Below are 15,723 nucleotides of genomic sequence, written 5' to 3'. Positions count from 1 at the left end.
CATCGCCTGCACAGGCAGGCGCATCGCGGCCGTCGGGACACCCCGCCCGTGGACGTTGTTCGTCATGGCAGGTCTCCTGGCTCGCGGGTCACCGCCTGCGTCCGTCTTCCCGAAGCTTTCACCCCAGTGACATGGATGGACGCAAGGCTCTCCGCCTACAGTTGCGGGGGCAGCGCCGGATTTCCCTTTTCAAAAGGCACCGGCTTCCCTCTTAGCTTCGAGACACGAGATGCCCCGAAGAACCACGACGCACGCAATCTCCACCTTTCACATCTCAATGTCAATATGACATAAAGAAATCTTTATATCGTTATTTTAGTTTGCGCGATGCAAGCATGCTAGGCACGCAGGGCCTGCGCCGGGCTCTGGCGATAGGCGATCAGTGCCGGCAGAAAGGTCGCCACCGCGCAGGCGGCGAGCAGGCCGGCGAGCGTCCACAGGTCGCCAGCCTGGAACTCGACCGGCATGGCGACGCCGCTGCTTTCGGCGAGATGGCCTGATATGGCGCGGACGATGGCGTAACCGATGGCGAACCCGCAGATCACGCCGGCGGCGACGAGGACAAAAACCTCCATCCACACCATGCCCATGACCACGGGCCGCGACGCGCCGAAGGCCCGCAGCGCGCCGATCTGGCGGCGGCGTTGCAGCACATGCACGGCCACCACCATCAGGATCGCCGCGCCGACCAGCGCCTGCGCGCCCATCGCCACGAAGCCGAGCACGCGGCGGGCATCGCCCAGCGTGCCGTAGAGCCGCGTCAGCACTTCGCCGGGGAAGACGGCCAGCGTCGTTTCCGTGCGGTATTGCTGGCGCAGGTTGTAGGCGTCGGCAATGCTCTTCGGCTTCACGAGGATCGCGGGCACGCCGGGATTGTCGGCGTGCAGCAGTTCAGACTCGTCGACCGTCTGGCCGGCGAAACCTGAGCCGTGATCGTGGTCGTCGGCATGGGGGACGCTGGCAACAGCGGCCAATCCCGCGCTTTCAACGGGTCCATGGCTATGGTCGTGATCGGCATGGGTTTCCCAGACAGACTGGATCGGCACGAGGATCGCCCGGTCCCACGGCGTTCCCGTCGGCGCCATGCGGCCGACAACCCTGTATTCCACATGCGAATGCACCTCGCCGGCCTCGCCCACCGTGCCGTGGAAGGGATGGAAGCTGTCGCCGATCGAACGCGCCACCTGCGCGCCGACAACGGCGTCGCCCATATGGCTGAAACCCTCGCCTTCGGCCAATCCGCCAAGCATGCGAACCGCGTCGGCGGTCGTGCCGACGATCGGGTAACCGGCGACGAAATCGCCGAAGCCGACGGGAACCGCATTGTCCACGCGCGCATCGGCCCGCAGCGCTCCCATCGTCTCGGGCGGCAGAAGTGGCAGCGGCGCCGGCTGGAGGAAAATAGACGACAGGATGAGCTGCGTTTCCGAACCGGCCGCGCCCACCACGAGGTCGAATGCAGCGGCAGCACGCGCGCTGCCCAGCCGCAAGGCCCGCTCCTGCAAGGTGACGGACACGCCGAGCGCGGTCGCCAATGCGATCAGCAGGACAAGGATCAGCGCGCCGATCCAGTTGCGGCGCAAATCGGCAAGAATGAAATGGAACATCTATGCCCTCATTCCGCCAGCCGCCCGTTCTCCAGCCGCAGGGTACAACCCATGCGCTCGACCAGACGGGCGTCGTGGCTGGCGACGATCAGCGTGGAGCCCGCTTCCCCGGCCAGTTCCACCAGCAGGTCGGCCACGGCCGCGCCGGCCTCCGCGTCGAGGCTGGCGGTGGGCTCGTCGGCCACGATCAGGCCGGGCCTGCCGACCAGCGCGCGGGCGACGGCGACGCGCTGCATCTGGCCGCGCGACATGGTGCCGACGCGCTGGTCCGGACGCTCTATGCCGACCCGTGCCAGCAGTTCGCGCGCCCATGCCCGCGTTCCGGAGGGAAGGCGCAGGTGCGACAGACGCTGCGGCAACAGCACGTTCGCCTCGGCTGAAAGGCCGGCGAACAGGTGAAAATCCTGCATGACGAGGCCGACATTGCGGGCCCGCCAGCGGTCGCGGCCGCCTTCGGGCAGCGCGGCGATGTTGCGGTCGTTCCAGGCGACACGTCCGGCGCCGGCGCGGTCCATGCCCGTCACGATGTTGATGAAGGTGGTCTTGCCAGAACCGGACGGACCGACGAGCGCCGCCTTCTCCCCGGCCGGAAGACTGAGCGACGGCAGGTCCAGGGCCGGCACCGGCAGCCCCGGATAGCGCACCTGCAAACCCTCGACGGAAAGCGCCAGCACGCTCAGACCTTTCGGAAATCGGCGCCGACAATGCGCAACAGGCTGACGAAGCCTGTCTCGGGATCGGTCCAGGAACCGACCTCCAGCTTGCCGGAGACCTCGATGATGCCGTTGGCCTGCTCGAAGGTCTGGCTTTGGTCGAGATAGACGACGATGATGTCGTCGGGCCAGTCCGCATCCGAGGAGCAGAAGGGGCAGAGCGCCATCGGCATTTCGGTGAGCACGAAGAAATTGGCCTCGGCCTTCAGCGGCGGGGCCATGAAGCCGCGCATGGCGACGGGCTTGCCTTCCAGCGCCTTCACCTTGTCCGAGAAACTGAGCCCCAGCACGCTGACCTTGCCGTAGAGCTCGTCGAAGGAGATCGTGTCCGTGGCGGCACCGGCCGGCCATGCGGCCAGCGAAAGCGCGGCCCCGCCCATCGCGGCAAGAGCGCGCCGGCGGTCCAGTCTGGTGGCGGTCATGTCGGCCTCCGTCGCAAACGGGCAGGCCCGGAATTCCAGACCTGCCCGGCCGTGCGATGCGTTACTGCGTCTGCCTGGCGCCCAGCGCCAGCGCCTCGGCCAGGACGCGATAGACGTCGCTCTGCTCCATGTAGCCCTTGAAGTTCTCCGAGCCGGGGCCGGTCGCCTGAAGCACCACGTCGTCCACCGAATGCACGCCGGTGTCTCCGTCGCGCGGGATGTTGCCCTGCACCAGCACGGCGCCGGGAACGTCCTTGTAAGCTTCGTTGGCGACGTACTTCTTGTTCTCGTCCTGGATGGCCGGCACGAACGGACCGTCGAGCTTCGGACGGAAAGTCTCGTAATGGTCGGGGCCGTTGTTGGCGGCCAGGAACAGGCGGCGCGAGACATCGACGCTGTCGGGATAGCCGTCGCCGTCCTTGTCCTCGTAGTTCGGGAAGCCGGCATCGGCATAGGTGCCGACCTTCTCGCGCATCTCGTCGCCCGGCTTCCCGTCATCGACCGTGCCGATGATCGAAACGCCGTGGGTGTGGTCGCCGGTGACGACGATCAGCGTATCGGGGTTCTGCTCGGCGAATTCGCGGGCGGCGCCGATCGCCTTGTCGAACTCGATGGTGTCGACCACGGCACGGTCCCAGTCGAGCGGATGGGACATCTTGTCGACATTGGCGGCCTCGACGACCAGCACGAAGCCTTCCGCGTTCTTCGAGAGTTGGCCGAGGGCGACTTTGGTCATATCGACCAGACCGGGCTGCTCGGGGAATTTCTCGACGGTGCCCTTCTTCAGGAACTCGCGGTCGAGCGTGGTGTCCATGTTGCCGGTGTGGAAGAGGCCGAGCACCTTGCCGGTGTTGGAGCCGGCGGCAGCCTCAAGCTCGCTCCTGGTGGTGGCCAGCGCATAGCCGGCTTCCTTGAAGCCCTCGATATGATCGATGTCGTCCTTGCGCTTCGAGCCCGGGACCGACTGCGGCAGGAAATAGGCCGAACCACCACCGAGAATGACCTCGGGCTTCAGATCGAAGATCTGGGTGTTGATGGCGGCCTTCTCGGCGCGGCGGCGGGTGTGGGCGAAGAGCGCGGCAGGCGTCGCATCCTGTAGCTCGGATGTGGTGACGATGCCCACCGACTTGGACGTCTGGCGGCGCAGCGCCTCGACCAGCGTCTCGACCTTCGGATCGTCGAACGGATCGGCGGTGCGGTCGGCATAGACGCCCAGCGCGTTCACGGCGCTCTTGTGGCCGGTCATGTAGGCCGACATGGTGTTGGCGCTGTCGGTGGCGACGGCCTCGGTGGACGAGGTGCCGATGAAAGCCATGCGGTCGAGGTCGTCCATGTTGAGACGGCCGTTGGCCTTGCCCTCGGTCATGCCCCTGGACATGATGCGCGCGGCGGTGCGATGCGCCACCGAAAGACCGTCGGCGATCAGGAAGATAACGTTCTTCGCCCTGGGCTCGGCGGGGGTGCCGTAAACCTCCCAGGTCACGGTCTTTTCCTCGTCGCCGGCTTTGGCGACAACCGTGTAGGTGCCGGGCTCGGCAATCGTCACGCCTTCAAGGCGCACGGCGGAAGCCTCGACACCGTCTTCCTTCTCGATGAAGGTGGCTTCCTTGCCGAACACTTCGGGAGCCGGCTTGCCGTTGATGGTGACGCTGACATCGGAGCCGGCGACGACGCCGTCGAACTCCACCTTCAGGTCGAAGGGCGACGCGCTGAGGATTGTCGCCCGGTCGAGCGGGTAGACCGTGGCCGCGCCGGCAACGGCCGGCACCAGTACGGTCGTTGCGGTCAGGATGGCGAGCAGGCTGCGCATTGTCGTGTTCTCCGTGAACGTCGAAAGAGACCCGCTTGCTAGGGCCGGCACATTACAGCGCGATGACGGCTTTGAGACAGGCCGATGACAAAGCCGCTCCGGTTCCATTGACCTCGCTTGACAGCACAGCCGGCTTGCAACATAGATGGCGCCATTCCGAGGGGGGCGCCGCACGGCGCTGAGATGGCGAAGAGCCGGACCCTTGAACCTGATCCGGGTTATGCCGGCGTAGGAACGGAACGAGGGCCTTCGGGCAATCCTGCCAATTCTTCGCACACCTGGATCTCCATGATGACAAGTCGGGAGATCGCCATGCATTCGAAATACGAGCCTCGCCCACCGACACGGCTTCCCTTCTAGGGGCCCGGCGTCCATGTCGGCTGTCTCGGCAGCGCTGCGCACCGCCCTTGTGCTGGTGGCTTCATGGCAGGCGATCGTCATCGCCTTCGCCCCGCCGCGCTACATATTGCCCACGCCGCTCGAGGTCGCGGCCGCTTTCCGGCGGCAGCCGCTTTATCTTCTCGACAACGCGCTGGTGACCCTGGCCGAGATCGCCGCCGGTTTCGCGGCCGGCATGGCGGCCGGCATCGCCACCGCGCTTGCCATCGCCGCCTTCCCGCGACTCGGGCGCGCCGTGTGGCCGATAGTGCTGGTGCTGCAAGCCTTCCCGGTCTTCGTCATCGCGCCGCTGCTGGTGCTGTGGTTCGGCTTCGGGATGACCTCCAAGGTGGTGATGACCACGCTCATCATCTTCTTTCCAGTGGCGTCCGCCTTTGCCGACGGGCTGCGCCGCACGCCGCACGAAATCGTCGATGCCGCCGCCCTCACCCCGGCCAGTCACCGGCAGACGCTGTTCCTGCTGCGCGTACCGCTTGCCCTGCCCGCCCTGATTTCGGGCCTGCGGGTCGCAGCACCCCTTGCCCCGCTGGGCGCGGTCATCGGCGAATGGGTGGGCGCCTCGGCCGGGCTCGGCTTCGTCATGGTGCAGGCCAACGCCCGCATGCAGACCGACACCATGTTCGCGGCCATGGCCGTCATCGCCGTGCTGGCGCTGGCGCTGCGGCGGGCCGTCGACCTCCTTGCCCCCCTTCTCACGCCCTGGGCGCGCGAAGGCGATTTTTCCTCCACTCCCAAGCAAAGGAAGCCAACATGATTCGATCCTGCGCGCTCGCGCTCCTGCTGTCCGTCGCCACGGCCGGGGCGGCCCATGCCGCCGACAAGCTCACCGTGATGCTGGAATGGTTCGTCAATCCCGACCACGCACCGCTGGTGGTGGCGAAGGAACTCGGCCTGTTCGAGGAGGCCGGGCTGGATGTGGAACTGGTGCCGCCGGCCGACCCCTCGATCGTGCCGCGCGCCGTTGCTTCCGGCAAGGCGGAGATCGGCATCCACTACCAGCCGAACCTCTATCTCGACCATGACGCGGGCGTGTCGCTGGTGCGCATCGGAACGCTGGTCGAGACCCCGCTCAACACGCTGACGGTTCTGGCCGACGGGCCGATCAAGGAGCTGAAGGACCTCGAAGGCAAGAAGATCGGCTTCTCGGTCTCCGGCTTCGAGGACGCCATCATTTCCCGCATGCTGGGAAGCGCCGGCGTCGACAAGGACAAGATCGAGCTGGTCAACGTCAATTTCGCCCTGTCACCGTCGCTGATCAGCGGCCAGGTGGACGCCACCATCGGCGGCTACCGCAATTTCGAGCTGACCCAGATGAAGCTCGAAGGCCATGAAGGCCGCGCCTTCTTCCCCGAGGAACACGGCATTCCGGTCTATGACGAGCTGGTGTTCGTCACCCGGCCGGACCTGGTCGAGGACGACCGCCTCAAGCGCTTCCTCGCAGCCGTCGAAAAGGGCGCGATCCACCTCACCAACCATCCAGAGGAGGGCTGGAAGCTGTTCGTGAAGGCCCATCCGGACCTCGACAACGAGCTGAACCGGCAGGCCTGGATCGACACGCTGCCGCGCTTCGCCAAGCGCCCCGCGGCGCTCGACCGCGCACGCTACGCCCGCTTCGGCGCATTCCTCGAGGAAAGCGGGCTGATCAGGAAAGCCCCCGCCATCGAGGACATCGCGGTGGAACTGCAATGAGCGGCGCTATTCCCGAACGTGCGGTCGAGCTGCTGGGCGAGGTGCGTCGGCGGCGGCCGCGCATCCATTGCCTGATGAACAGCGTGGTTCCCAAATTCGTGGCCGACGGGCTTTCCGCCCTTGGCGCGATCCCCTCCATGACCTCTTCGCCGGAGGAGGTCGGCCATTTCGTCGCCAAGGCGGATGCCCTGCTGGTCAATCTCGGCACGCTGGACGCGCAGCGCCGCGAGGCCATCGGCATCGCGGTGGATGTCGCCGATGAGAAGGGCCGGCCGTGGGCGCTCGATCCCGCCCATTGCGACTACTCGCCGCCCCGCGCGGCCTTCGCGCAGGAGTTGCTGGCACGCGGCCCGGCGGTGCTGCGCGCCAACGCGGCCGAATACGACCTGCTTGCCGTGCCCGCCGACGTGGTGGCGGTGCGGACCGGCAAGGCGGACCGCATCGCGTGGAATGGTGCGGTGCTGCACGTCGAAAACGGCCATCCGCTGACGGCGCTGGTGACAGGCACCGGATGCCTGTCCGGCGCCGTCATCGCCGCCTTCCTCGCCGTCGAAGCCGATCCGTTCCTGGCGGCGAGCGCCGCCATGCTCGTCTTCGGCATCGCGGCGGAAATGGCTGGCAAGACGGCAACCGGGCCGGGCAGCTTCGAGCCGGCCCTGCTCGACGCGCTGGCCAGTCTTGAGGGCACGCACATTCTTCAGTTCGCAAAGGCAGACAATGAACAGGGTTGACTATAGGCTGAATGCCATCATCGACGGCGCGCTGCGTTCGATCGGCAAGCTGGCCGAACTGGCCGGGATTGCGGCACGCAATGGCGCGACCATCATCCAGTATCGCGACAAGGAAGCCTCGACGCGGCAGATGATCGCCGAGGCCGAGGCCATCCGCGCCGCCCTTGCCGGCACCGGCGTGCCGCTGGTGGTGAACGACCGCGTGGACGTCGCGCTGGCCGCCGGGGCGGACGGCGTCCACATCGGCCGCGACGACATGGATGCCGCAACCGCGCGCCATCTGCTCGGCCCCGCTGCGATCATCGGCCTGACGGTGAAGAACGAGGCGGACGCCGACGCGGCCATCGCCGCCCCCATCGACTACGCCTGCATCGGCGGCGTGTTCGAGACGCTGTCCAAGAAGAACCCCGATCCGCCGGTCGGGCTCGAAGGTTTTCGCGTGTTGCGCGCGCGCATCCGCGCAGCGAAACCCGAACTGCCGGTCGGCGCCATTGCCGGCATCGACACCGCGCGTGCTGGCGAGGTGATGCAGGCGGGCGCATCGGGCGTGGCGGTGATCTCCGCCATCTTCCGCGCCGCCGACATCGCAGGCGCCGCCCGCGAAATGCGTGCAGCCGTGGATAACGCCGGAGATCGGCCATGACGGCAATCGCACTCACCATCGCCGGCTCGGACAGCGGCGGCGGGGCCGGCATCCAGGCCGACCTGAAGACCTTCTCGGCGCTCGGCGTGTTCGGCACCAGCGTCATCACCGCCATCACCGCCCAGAACACGCAAGGGGTGCGTGGTGTCGAGGACATCAGCCCCGGCATGGTCGCGGCCCAGATCGATGCCCTCTTTGACGATATGGAGATCGGCGCCGCCAAGATCGGCATGGTCTCGCGCATCGACACCATCGCCGTCATCGCCGCCGGCCTGCGCCGCCATAAGGTGCGGCCGGTGCTCGACCCGGTGATGGTCGCCACCTCGGGCGACCGCCTGTTGCAGCCCGACGCCATCGATGCGCTGCGCGGGGAATTGCTGCCGCTTGCCGCGATCGTGACGCCCAACCTGCCCGAGGCCGCGCTGCTCAGCGGCATGCCGGTCGCTGAGGACGAGGCGCAGATGATCGCGCAGGCCGAGATGCTGCTCAAAGCCGGTGCGGGGGCCGTTCTGGTCAAGGGCGGCCACGGCAAGGGGCCGGAAAGCACGGACCTGCTGCTCGACGGCAATTCGCTGACCCGGCTTTCGCGCCCGCGCATCGACACGCCGAACACGCATGGCACCGGCTGCACGCTGTCGGCGGCCATCGCCGCCGGCCTTGCGCGCGGCCTGCCGCTTGCCGAAGCCGTGGCGCAGGCAAGGGACTATCTGCACGGAGCCTTGCTGGCCGGCGCCGCGCTCGCCATCGGCAAGGGCAGCGGGCCGGTGCATCACTTCCACCGCTGGTGGAGATAGGATGGAGCGGGCAGGCCATTGGGCAACCTTCCTGCAGCGTGCGCTGGGGCGCGCCTGCGGGCTGGTGCTTGCCCTCATGCTGGCGGCGGTGACGGCAACCACCCTGCAACGCTATTTGCTGGGCTCGGGCTTCCTCGGCATCGAGGAGGCCATGGTGTGGCTGCTCCTGCTCCTCGCCTGCCTCGGTTTCCCGATGGTCGCGGACGGCGCGCTGGCGATGCGCATCGAGCTGTTTGCACGCGAGCGGCAAGGCTTGTGGTCATTGTTGCGGGAGGTGACGGCGGAGGCGTTCACGCTTGCTGCCTGCGTCGTGCTGGTGCTGGCAGGCATCAAGGCCGCGCTTCAGGTGGGCGGGCATTCCGCCCTGCTCGGCCTAGGCGAATGGATGCGCCCGGCCGCCCTTGGCGCTGCGGGTGTGGCCGGGCTGGCAATGCGGGTTCTGGTTCTCCTCGCCCGCCGGCGCACAGGGCTGCTGCCGGCCGGGGCGGGGCTTGCGCTCATTCTGCTGGCGCCGGTCGCCGCCGGGCTGTCGGCCACGATCATGCCTCCCAGCCTCGCCGCGCTTGCCGTGATCGCCATCGGCATCGTGGTGGGCGCGCCGCTGGTGCACGCCTTCGTGCTGGCCGGTTATATCGCGCTTGCCTTCGGCAGCCCGCTGGTCGAGCCGGCACTGGCCCTGTCGCTGCTCAGCGGTATCGGCCGCTATCTTTTGCTCGCCATCCCCTTCTTCCTGCTCGCCGGCGGGCTGCTGACCATCTCGGGCGCGGCCGGCGATCTGGTGCGCTTCGCGGCCGCCATGGTCGGCAGGCGCCGCGCCGGGCTCGGGCAGACGGTGCTTCTCACCAGCCTCCTGTTTTCGGGTGTATCGGGCTCGTCCATCGCCAATGCGGCGTTCAGTTCCAAGACCTTCATGAAGCCGCTCACCGCAGCCGGCTACACGCCGGAACGCGCCGGCGCGATCATCGCCTCCACCGCCGTTCTGGACAACATCATCCCGCCCTCCATCGCCTTCTTCATCCTCGCCGCCGCCACCAATCTGCCGGTCGGCCCCTTGCTGACGGGCGGGCTGTTCGCCGGCCTCGTGCTCGCGGCAGCTCTGGCCATCGCCATCCACTGCAAGGCAGACATGGAAGGCCAGCCGGCAACGGAGGCGGGCACATCGCGCTGGCGGCTGGCGCTGCGGGCCGTGCCCGTCTTCGGGCTCGGGCTGATCGTGGTGGCCGGCATCCGCCTCGGCATCGTCAGCCCCACCGAAGCCGCGGCCCTTGCCGCCGCCTACACGTTCCTGCTGGCGCTGTGGGGCGGCGACAGCCGCGGCGGCATCTTCGCCGCCTTGCAACAGGCCGGGGTCGAGACCGCCGCCATCACCATGCTGATCGGCGCGGCCACGCCCCTCGCCTTCCTGCTGGCGATCGACGGCATCGGCGCATGGGCGACCAGCCTTGCGCTGGCGCTCGGCGAAAACCCGTTCATGGTCATGCTGGCCGCCAATCTCATCCTGCTCGGCGTCGGCCTCGTGCTCGACATCGGCGCCGCCATATTGCTGTTTTCACCGATCCTGCTGCCGGTCGCCGCCGCCGTCGGCATCGATCCGGTGGCCTTCGGCGTGGTGGTCGTCGTCAACCTGATGATCGGCGGGCTGACGCCGCCGGTCGGCATACTGGTGCAGGTCACCAGCGCCGCCGGGGGCGTGCCGGCGGCGCGCCTGTTCGCCGCCACCCGGCCCTACCTCGCCGCGCTGCTTCTGGCGCTGCTGTGCATCGGCATGGGCATCGCCGCCCAGGCCGCTCTCCTCCACTCCTGAAAGGACCAGCCCCATGCGAACCGACCGCCGCACCTTCCTTACCGGACTTGCCGCACTGCCTCTCGCCATGCCCGCCTTGAGGCGGGCCCACGCGGCAACGCCCATCGTCGCCGCCTCGCTGCTGGGAGACGACAAACCCGAAACGCTGGTCTGGATCCATATCCGCGACAGGGTCGAACGCGAGCTGCCCGGCCGCTTCGCCTTCAACATCGTGCCGAACGCGGCGCTCGGCGGCGAGAAGGAGGTGGCGGAAGGCATCCGCCTCGGCTCCATACAGGCGAGCCTGTCGACGCTCTCCAACCTGTCCACATGGGTGCCTGGGACGCAGCTTTTCGACCTGCCCTTCCTGTTCCGCGACGCCGCCCATCTCAACGCCTCGCTGGCGGGCGCCTGCGGGCAGGAACTCGGCGAAAAGCTTGCAACGGAAGGCATCGCCGCCCCCGCCTTCATCAATTACGGCGCCCGTCACCTGCTGGCGCGCGAGCCGCTGCTGGCGCCGGACGACGTGAAGGGAAAGCGCATCCGCGTCATCCAGAGCCCGCTGCACGCGCAATTGTGGGAAAGCTTCGGCGCGCACCCGATCGCGCTGCCGATCACCGAGACCTACAATGCGCTGTCGACGGGCCATGTCGATGCCATGGACCTCACCAAGTCGGCCTATGCCGGCTTCCGGCTCTACGAAGTGGTGCCGCATGTGACGCTGACCGGTCATATCCATGCCGCCGGCGCGGTGATCTTCTCCGGCTCCTTCTGGTCGGGGCTGGACGAGGAAGCCCGCAACGTGCTGCAAAAGGCGGCCATTGAGGGCGCCGGCCATTTCAACACGCTGATGGCGGCGGACGAGGACGCATCCGTTGAGGTGGCCGGGCAAGGCGGCGCGGTCTTCCACGACGTCGCGGATCGCGCGGCATGGGAAGCGCCGGCGCGCAAGGTGTGGGAGAGCTTCGCCGACCGCGTCGGCGGCATGGAGCACATCGAGGCGGCGGCCGCCGCCGAATGCCGCTCCTGACGACGGCCGGTTACGCTGTCAGGCCGCGCTCGGGCCGGGGTCGTCATCGGGATCGAAACCGATGGCCGGCCCGCCACGCCGTGGCCGGAAGCTGACCACGTTGTGCACCGGCTGCGCGGCGGCGCGCGCTTCGGCCTCGGGCTGCGACAGAACCTCGTGCACCTGGATGGTTTCGGCGCCGCCCGCCCCGGTTTCGATGCGCAGGGCGGCGCGTTCGGCCAGTCCCAGCAGGGCCAGCCCGCGCAGCGTTCGAAGCGGCAGCGAACCGGGCAGATTCCCTTCCGCGTCCTGCACCACCACATGCGGGCCGATGACCGCGCCATCGGCCAGATAGGTCAGTTTTGTGCCCAGCGTGACCACGCCGGGAGGGATATCGTCACGGAAATAGAGCGTGCTTTCGCGCACCTTGCGCTCAAGAAGCGTCGCCCAGGCATCGTAAGGCCCGCTGTGCCGTTCCAGCATGGCCTGAAGGATCGCGTGATCCCGGGTCGTCAATTGGAAATGAGGGTCCGTCACCATGGCAAATCTCCCGCAGGAACGGTCGAGCCCGTTCCGACGCCAGTCCGTTATGGCTTTCTGGATCATTCCCCTGATGCGGGCTTGCCGCACCAGGGGTCAGGAGCCTGCGATCAGGGACCCCGCATGATGGAAGAAACGGTGCGGCGCGCCGCAAAGCAGATGCTCGCGCACCTTCGTTGCTTTCGGCTCAAACCATGCAGCGCGCGCCGGCACATCCGCCTCAGGACGCTTCGACGACGTCGTCCACGGACATGATGGTCAGGCGGTGCGTGCGTCCGTCATTGGCGGTCCAGTCGATGGACTGGCCGGCCTTGAGGCCGAGCAGCGCCGTGCCGATCGGGGTGAGGATGGAGATCTTGCCCTGCGCGATGTCGGCGTCGGCCGGATAGACCAGCGTGACGCGGCGCTTGTTGCCGTCGTCGGACTCGTAGTCGACGGTGGCGCCCATCTGGACCGTGCCCTGCAGCGCGCCGGAAGCGGACGCCACCTTGGCGCGCTCGAGCTCGTTGAGCAGCGCGTCGGCCATTTCCGGCTTCTTTTCCAGAAGGCCGTTGGCCAGGGTGGTCAGCCGCTCGTGATCGGCCTTGCTGATGATGATGCTCGGTTTGCGCATGGCGTCTTCTGTCTTCGCTCTGCCGCCCGCTTGGGGAGGTTCATGTGGCGCCCGAAGGTTTACCGCCTCAGGCCTTGCGGTTTGGAGAATGGTGCTGCCCGGCACCGCGGAAAAGTCAGGATGGAAATCCCCCGGTCTCGGGGGGACAGGCCCGAGCCGGGTCAGCCTCCCATCAAGGGATGGCTCCGAAACATGATGTGGGCCCACGAAGTGCTCATGCACATTAGGTTGGAGCATATTGGCCGTTTGTCAAGCAGGGCGCTGTCGCGAAGATGTCACTTGAACTTCGAGGGGGGGTCCATTAACTTCCGCGCCATGAAGACGACCCTGAGACCCAGACAGGAGCCCGCGAGGTAAGCGGGCTGGTTGCCCGGACGCAGAAACGAGCGCGACCGGGTCGTCATTTTCCATTCAATCGCATCGGGAACAATCCGCTTGGAGCGGCGGAGCAGGTTCCAACCAGCTTTTCCCGACCCCGACATTTCCAGACAAGGAACTTGCCTTCGAGGCAGTGATTTCCGCGAGCAGGCCGAATGACCATCCAGACCCCCTACTATCTCATCGACAAGGCGCGCCTCCTGCGGAACATGGAGAAGATCGCCTATGTCCGCGAGAAGTCGGGGGCCAAGGCGCTGCTGGCGTTGAAATGCTTCGCCACCTGGTCGGTGTTCGACTTCATGCGCCAGTACATGGACGGCACCACCTCCTCCTCGCTCTACGAAGTCCGGCTCGGCCGCGAGAAATTCGGCGGCGAGACCCATGCCTATTCGGTGGCCTATGCCGACTATGAGATCGACGCGGTCGTCTCCCACGCCGACAAGATCATCTTCAACTCGATCGGCCAGCTGGAGCGCTTCGGGGACCGGGCCGGCGGCATCGCGCGCGGCCTGCGCCTCAATCCGGGCGTCTCATCGTCGTCCTTCGACCTTGCGGATCCGGCGCGCCCGTTCAGCCGGCTGGGCGAATGGGATGCGGACAAGGTGGCAAACGTCATGGACCGCATCAGCGGCTTCATGATCCACAACAATTGCGAGAACGCGGATTTTACGCTGTTCGACCGCATGCTGTTCCAGATCGAGGAGAAGTTCGGCGCCCTGCTCGGCCAGGCCGAATGGGTCAGCCTCGGCGGCGGCATTCACTTCACCGGCGAGGGCTATCCGCTCGACGCCTTCTGCGAGCGGCTCAAGACGTTCGCCGACCGCTTCGGCGTGCAGGTCTATCTGGAACCGGGCGAAGCCTCGATCACCAAAAGCACGACGCTGGAAGTGACCGTGCTCGACACGCTGTTCAACGGCAAGCAGCTCGCCATCGTGGATTCCTCCATCGAGGCCCATATGCTGGACCTTCTGATCTACCGCGAAAGCGCCAAGGTGGCGCCCAACGAAGGGCCGCACCGCTACATGGTGTGCGGCAAGTCGTGCCTGGCGGGCGACGTGTTCGGCGAGTTCGACTTCCCGGCCGAACTGAAGATCGGTGACCGCATTTCCGTCCAGGACGCGGCCGGCTACACCATGGTCAAGAAGAACTGGTTCAACGGCGTCAACATGCCGGCAATCGCGATCCGCGAACTGGACGGATCGGTCAGGGTGGTGCGCGAATTCGGCTTCGCGGACTACGAGCAAAGCCTGTCGTAGAAGCAGGCCCGTCTTTCAACTCCAGCCCAGAAGGAAACATCCCCCGGAATGAAGAAAAACGTGCTCATCATCGGCGCCGGCGGCGTGGCGCAGGTCGTGGCGCATAAGTGCGCGCAGAACAACGATGTGCTCGGCGATATCCATATCGCCTCGCGCACCCTTGCGAAGTGCCAGTCCATCGTGGACTCCGTCCGGGAAAAGAAGGCCTTCAAGACAGAGGGCGTGATCGAGGCCCACCGGCTCGACGCCATGGACGTCGAGGCGACCAAGGCGCTCATCAGGAAGACGAACGCCCAGATCGTCATCAATGTCGGCTCGGCCTTCCTCAACATGTCGGTCATGTCGGCCTGCATCGAGACGGGTGCGGCCTATATCGACACCGCCATCCACGAGGACCCGGCGAAGGTGTGCGAGACGCCGCCATGGTACGCCAATTACGAGTGGAAGCGCCGCGAGGAGGCCGAGAAGGCCGGCGTCACCGCCATCCTCGGCGCCGGCTTCGATCCCGGCGTGGTCAACGCCTATGCCAAGCTCGCCTATGACGACTATTTCGACCGCATCGATTCGATCGACATCATCGACATCAATGCCGGTAGCCATGGCCGCTATTTCGCGACCAATTTCGATCCCGAGATCAACTTCCGCGAGTTCACCGGCCGCGTGTGGTCCTGGCAGGACAACAAGTGGACCGAGAACAAGATGTTCGAGATCGGCAAGGAGTGGGACCTGCCCGTCGTCGGCAAGCAGAAGGCCTACATGACCGGCCATGACGAGGTGCATTCGCTCTCGCAGATCCTCAAGGTTCCGAATGTCCGCTTCTGGATGGGCTTCGGCGACCACTACATCAACGTGTTCACCGTGCTGAAGAACCTCGGCCTGCTCTCCGAGAAGCCGGTGAAAACGGCGGAAGGGCTCGAAGTGGTGCCACTCAAGGTGGTCAAGGCAGTGCTGCCCGATCCGGGCTCGCTGGCTCCCGACTACACCGGCAAGACCTGCATCGGCGATCTGGTGAAGGGCGTGAAGGACGGCAAGGAGCGCGAGGTCTTCATCTACAACGTGGCCGATCACAAGGAAGCTTTCGAGGAAGTCGGCTCGCAGGGCATTTCCTACACGGCCGGCGTGCCGGCAGCAGCCGCGGCACTTCTGGTCGCCACCGGCGAATGGGACGTGAAGAAGATGGCCAATATCGAGGAACTGCCGCCGCGCCCGTTCCTCGACCTGCTGGGCAAGATCGGCTTGCCGACCCGCGTCAAGGAAGGCGACGACGACCGCGCATTGTAAAAGCCGGTCGACGGATGACGGAAGGGCGGGCGAAACACTTTCGCCTGCCCTTTTG

At 66.6% G+C, this 15,723-nt stretch carries 15 protein-coding genes and 2 riboswitches; of the genes, 9 read left to right on the top strand and 6 right to left on the bottom strand.

The annotated features are described in order from the left end of the window. Positions 1–49 precede the first annotated feature (49 nt). A riboswitch (cobalamin riboswitch) is annotated at positions 50–262 on the bottom strand. Between the two features lie 76 nt (positions 263–338). From ABID37_RS12455 to ABID37_RS12440, 4 genes are all read right to left on the bottom strand, one after another. Then, complete coding sequence (locus ABID37_RS12455; RefSeq protein WP_354195129.1) at positions 339–1,607, bottom strand: ABC transporter permease; 1,269 nt, start codon at positions 1,605–1,607, stop codon at positions 339–341. An 8-nt stretch (positions 1,608–1,615) separates the two neighbouring features. Beyond that, on the bottom strand, positions 1,616–2,281 hold the full coding sequence (locus ABID37_RS12450; RefSeq protein ID WP_354195127.1) for an ABC transporter ATP-binding protein: 666 nt from the start codon (positions 2,279–2,281) through the stop codon (positions 1,616–1,618). 2 nt (positions 2,282–2,283) lie between these two features. Then, entirely contained in the window at positions 2,284–2,742 is a 459-nt protein-coding gene (locus tag ABID37_RS12445; protein WP_354195125.1) for a hypothetical protein, read from the bottom strand. A gap of 61 nt (positions 2,743–2,803) precedes the next feature. After that, positions 2,804–4,552, bottom strand: a complete 1,749-nt coding sequence (locus tag ABID37_RS12440; RefSeq protein ID WP_354195123.1) for an alkaline phosphatase — start codon at positions 4,550–4,552, stop codon at positions 2,804–2,806. A 149-nt stretch (positions 4,553–4,701) separates the two neighbouring features. Continuing rightward, positions 4,702–4,804: riboswitch (TPP riboswitch) on the top strand. Between the two features lie 121 nt (positions 4,805–4,925). Between ABID37_RS12440 and ABID37_RS12435 the strand changes: the two genes are divergently transcribed. From ABID37_RS12435 to ABID37_RS12405, 7 genes are read left to right on the top strand one after another with little or no spacing between them, the layout of a single operon-like run. Then, positions 4,926–5,705, top strand: coding sequence for an ABC transporter permease (locus ABID37_RS12435; protein WP_354195121.1), 780 nt, complete (start codon positions 4,926–4,928; stop codon positions 5,703–5,705). Beyond that, entirely contained in the window at positions 5,702–6,640 is a 939-nt protein-coding gene (locus tag ABID37_RS12430) for an ABC transporter substrate-binding protein (protein ID WP_435521558.1), read from the top strand. The genes ABID37_RS12435 and ABID37_RS12430 overlap by 4 nt, the downstream gene beginning before the upstream one ends. After that, positions 6,637–7,371: a hydroxyethylthiazole kinase gene (locus ABID37_RS12425; RefSeq protein WP_354195119.1), complete on the top strand. Its 735-nt coding sequence runs from the start codon at positions 6,637–6,639 to the stop codon at positions 7,369–7,371. Before ABID37_RS12430 ends, ABID37_RS12425 begins: the two co-directional genes overlap by 4 nt. Beyond that, positions 7,358–8,014 (top strand): thiamine phosphate synthase, encoded by a 657-nt coding sequence (gene thiE, locus ABID37_RS12420; protein ID WP_354195117.1) that lies wholly within the window; start codon positions 7,358–7,360, stop codon positions 8,012–8,014. Before ABID37_RS12425 ends, thiE begins: the two co-directional genes overlap by 14 nt. Beyond that, on the top strand, positions 8,011–8,808 hold the full coding sequence (thiD, locus tag ABID37_RS12415) for a bifunctional hydroxymethylpyrimidine kinase/phosphomethylpyrimidine kinase (protein WP_354195115.1): 798 nt from the start codon (positions 8,011–8,013) through the stop codon (positions 8,806–8,808). The genes thiE and thiD overlap by 4 nt, the downstream gene beginning before the upstream one ends. 1 nt (position 8,809) lies before the next feature. Continuing rightward, positions 8,810–10,612: a TRAP transporter large permease subunit gene (locus tag ABID37_RS12410; protein WP_354195113.1), complete on the top strand. Its 1,803-nt coding sequence runs from the start codon at positions 8,810–8,812 to the stop codon at positions 10,610–10,612. A gap of 13 nt (positions 10,613–10,625) precedes the next feature. Further along, complete coding sequence (locus ABID37_RS12405) at positions 10,626–11,621, top strand: TRAP transporter substrate-binding protein (protein ID WP_354195111.1); 996 nt, start codon at positions 10,626–10,628, stop codon at positions 11,619–11,621. A gap of 18 nt (positions 11,622–11,639) precedes the next feature. Here ABID37_RS12405 and ABID37_RS12400 read toward each other — a convergent pair whose 3' ends face one another. Together ABID37_RS12400 and rnk are read right to left on the bottom strand one after the other, a co-directional pair. Continuing rightward, entirely contained in the window at positions 11,640–12,140 is a 501-nt protein-coding gene (locus tag ABID37_RS12400; RefSeq protein WP_354195109.1) for a transcription elongation factor GreAB, read from the bottom strand. A 220-nt stretch (positions 12,141–12,360) separates the two neighbouring features. Continuing rightward, complete coding sequence (gene rnk / locus ABID37_RS12395) at positions 12,361–12,753, bottom strand: nucleoside diphosphate kinase regulator (protein WP_354195107.1); 393 nt, start codon at positions 12,751–12,753, stop codon at positions 12,361–12,363. A 533-nt stretch (positions 12,754–13,286) separates the two neighbouring features. Here rnk and nspC point away from each other — a divergent pair. After that, the gene (nspC, locus tag ABID37_RS12390) at positions 13,287–14,387 is read left to right on the top strand and encodes a carboxynorspermidine decarboxylase (protein WP_354195105.1); all 1,101 of its coding nucleotides are present in this window, start codon (positions 13,287–13,289) and stop codon (positions 14,385–14,387) included. A gap of 48 nt (positions 14,388–14,435) precedes the next feature. Next, on the top strand, positions 14,436–15,668 hold the full coding sequence (locus ABID37_RS12385) for a saccharopine dehydrogenase family protein (protein WP_354195103.1): 1,233 nt from the start codon (positions 14,436–14,438) through the stop codon (positions 15,666–15,668). The last annotated feature ends 55 nt before the right edge of the window (positions 15,669–15,723 follow it).

The organism is Aquamicrobium terrae, assembly GCF_040545735.1.
Lineage (GTDB): Bacteria > Pseudomonadota > Alphaproteobacteria > Rhizobiales > Rhizobiaceae > Mesorhizobium > Mesorhizobium terrae_A.
The sequence above is the reverse complement of the archived record's forward strand: the minus strand, read 5'-3'. Positions and strand labels throughout refer to the sequence as shown.

Coding starts and splice junctions, on each gene's coding strand:
- ABID37_RS12455 (WP_354195129.1), bottom strand. CDS start 1,607: ATGTTCCATTTCATTCTTGCCGATTTGCGCCGCAACTGGATCGGCGCG.
- ABID37_RS12445 (WP_354195125.1), bottom strand. CDS start 2,742: ATGACCGCCACCAGACTGGACCGCCGGCGCGCTCTTGCCGCGATGGGC.
- ABID37_RS12440 (WP_354195123.1), bottom strand. CDS start 4,552: ATGCGCAGCCTGCTCGCCATCCTGACCGCAACGACCGTACTGGTGCCG.
- ABID37_RS12435 (WP_354195121.1), top strand. CDS start 4,926: ATGTCGGCTGTCTCGGCAGCGCTGCGCACCGCCCTTGTGCTGGTGGCT.
- ABID37_RS12430 (WP_435521558.1), top strand. CDS start 5,702: ATGATTCGATCCTGCGCGCTCGCGCTCCTGCTGTCCGTCGCCACGGCC.
- ABID37_RS12425 (WP_354195119.1), top strand. CDS start 6,637: ATGAGCGGCGCTATTCCCGAACGTGCGGTCGAGCTGCTGGGCGAGGTG.
- thiE (WP_354195117.1), top strand. CDS start 7,358: ATGAACAGGGTTGACTATAGGCTGAATGCCATCATCGACGGCGCGCTG.
- thiD (WP_354195115.1), top strand. CDS start 8,011: ATGACGGCAATCGCACTCACCATCGCCGGCTCGGACAGCGGCGGCGGG.
- ABID37_RS12410 (WP_354195113.1), top strand. CDS start 8,810: ATGGAGCGGGCAGGCCATTGGGCAACCTTCCTGCAGCGTGCGCTGGGG.
- ABID37_RS12405 (WP_354195111.1), top strand. CDS start 10,626: ATGCGAACCGACCGCCGCACCTTCCTTACCGGACTTGCCGCACTGCCT.
- ABID37_RS12400 (WP_354195109.1), bottom strand. CDS start 12,140: ATGGTGACGGACCCTCATTTCCAATTGACGACCCGGGATCACGCGATC.
- rnk (WP_354195107.1), bottom strand. CDS start 12,753: ATGCGCAAACCGAGCATCATCATCAGCAAGGCCGATCACGAGCGGCTG.
- nspC (WP_354195105.1), top strand. CDS start 13,287: ATGACCATCCAGACCCCCTACTATCTCATCGACAAGGCGCGCCTCCTG.
- ABID37_RS12385 (WP_354195103.1), top strand. CDS start 14,436: ATGAAGAAAAACGTGCTCATCATCGGCGCCGGCGGCGTGGCGCAGGTC.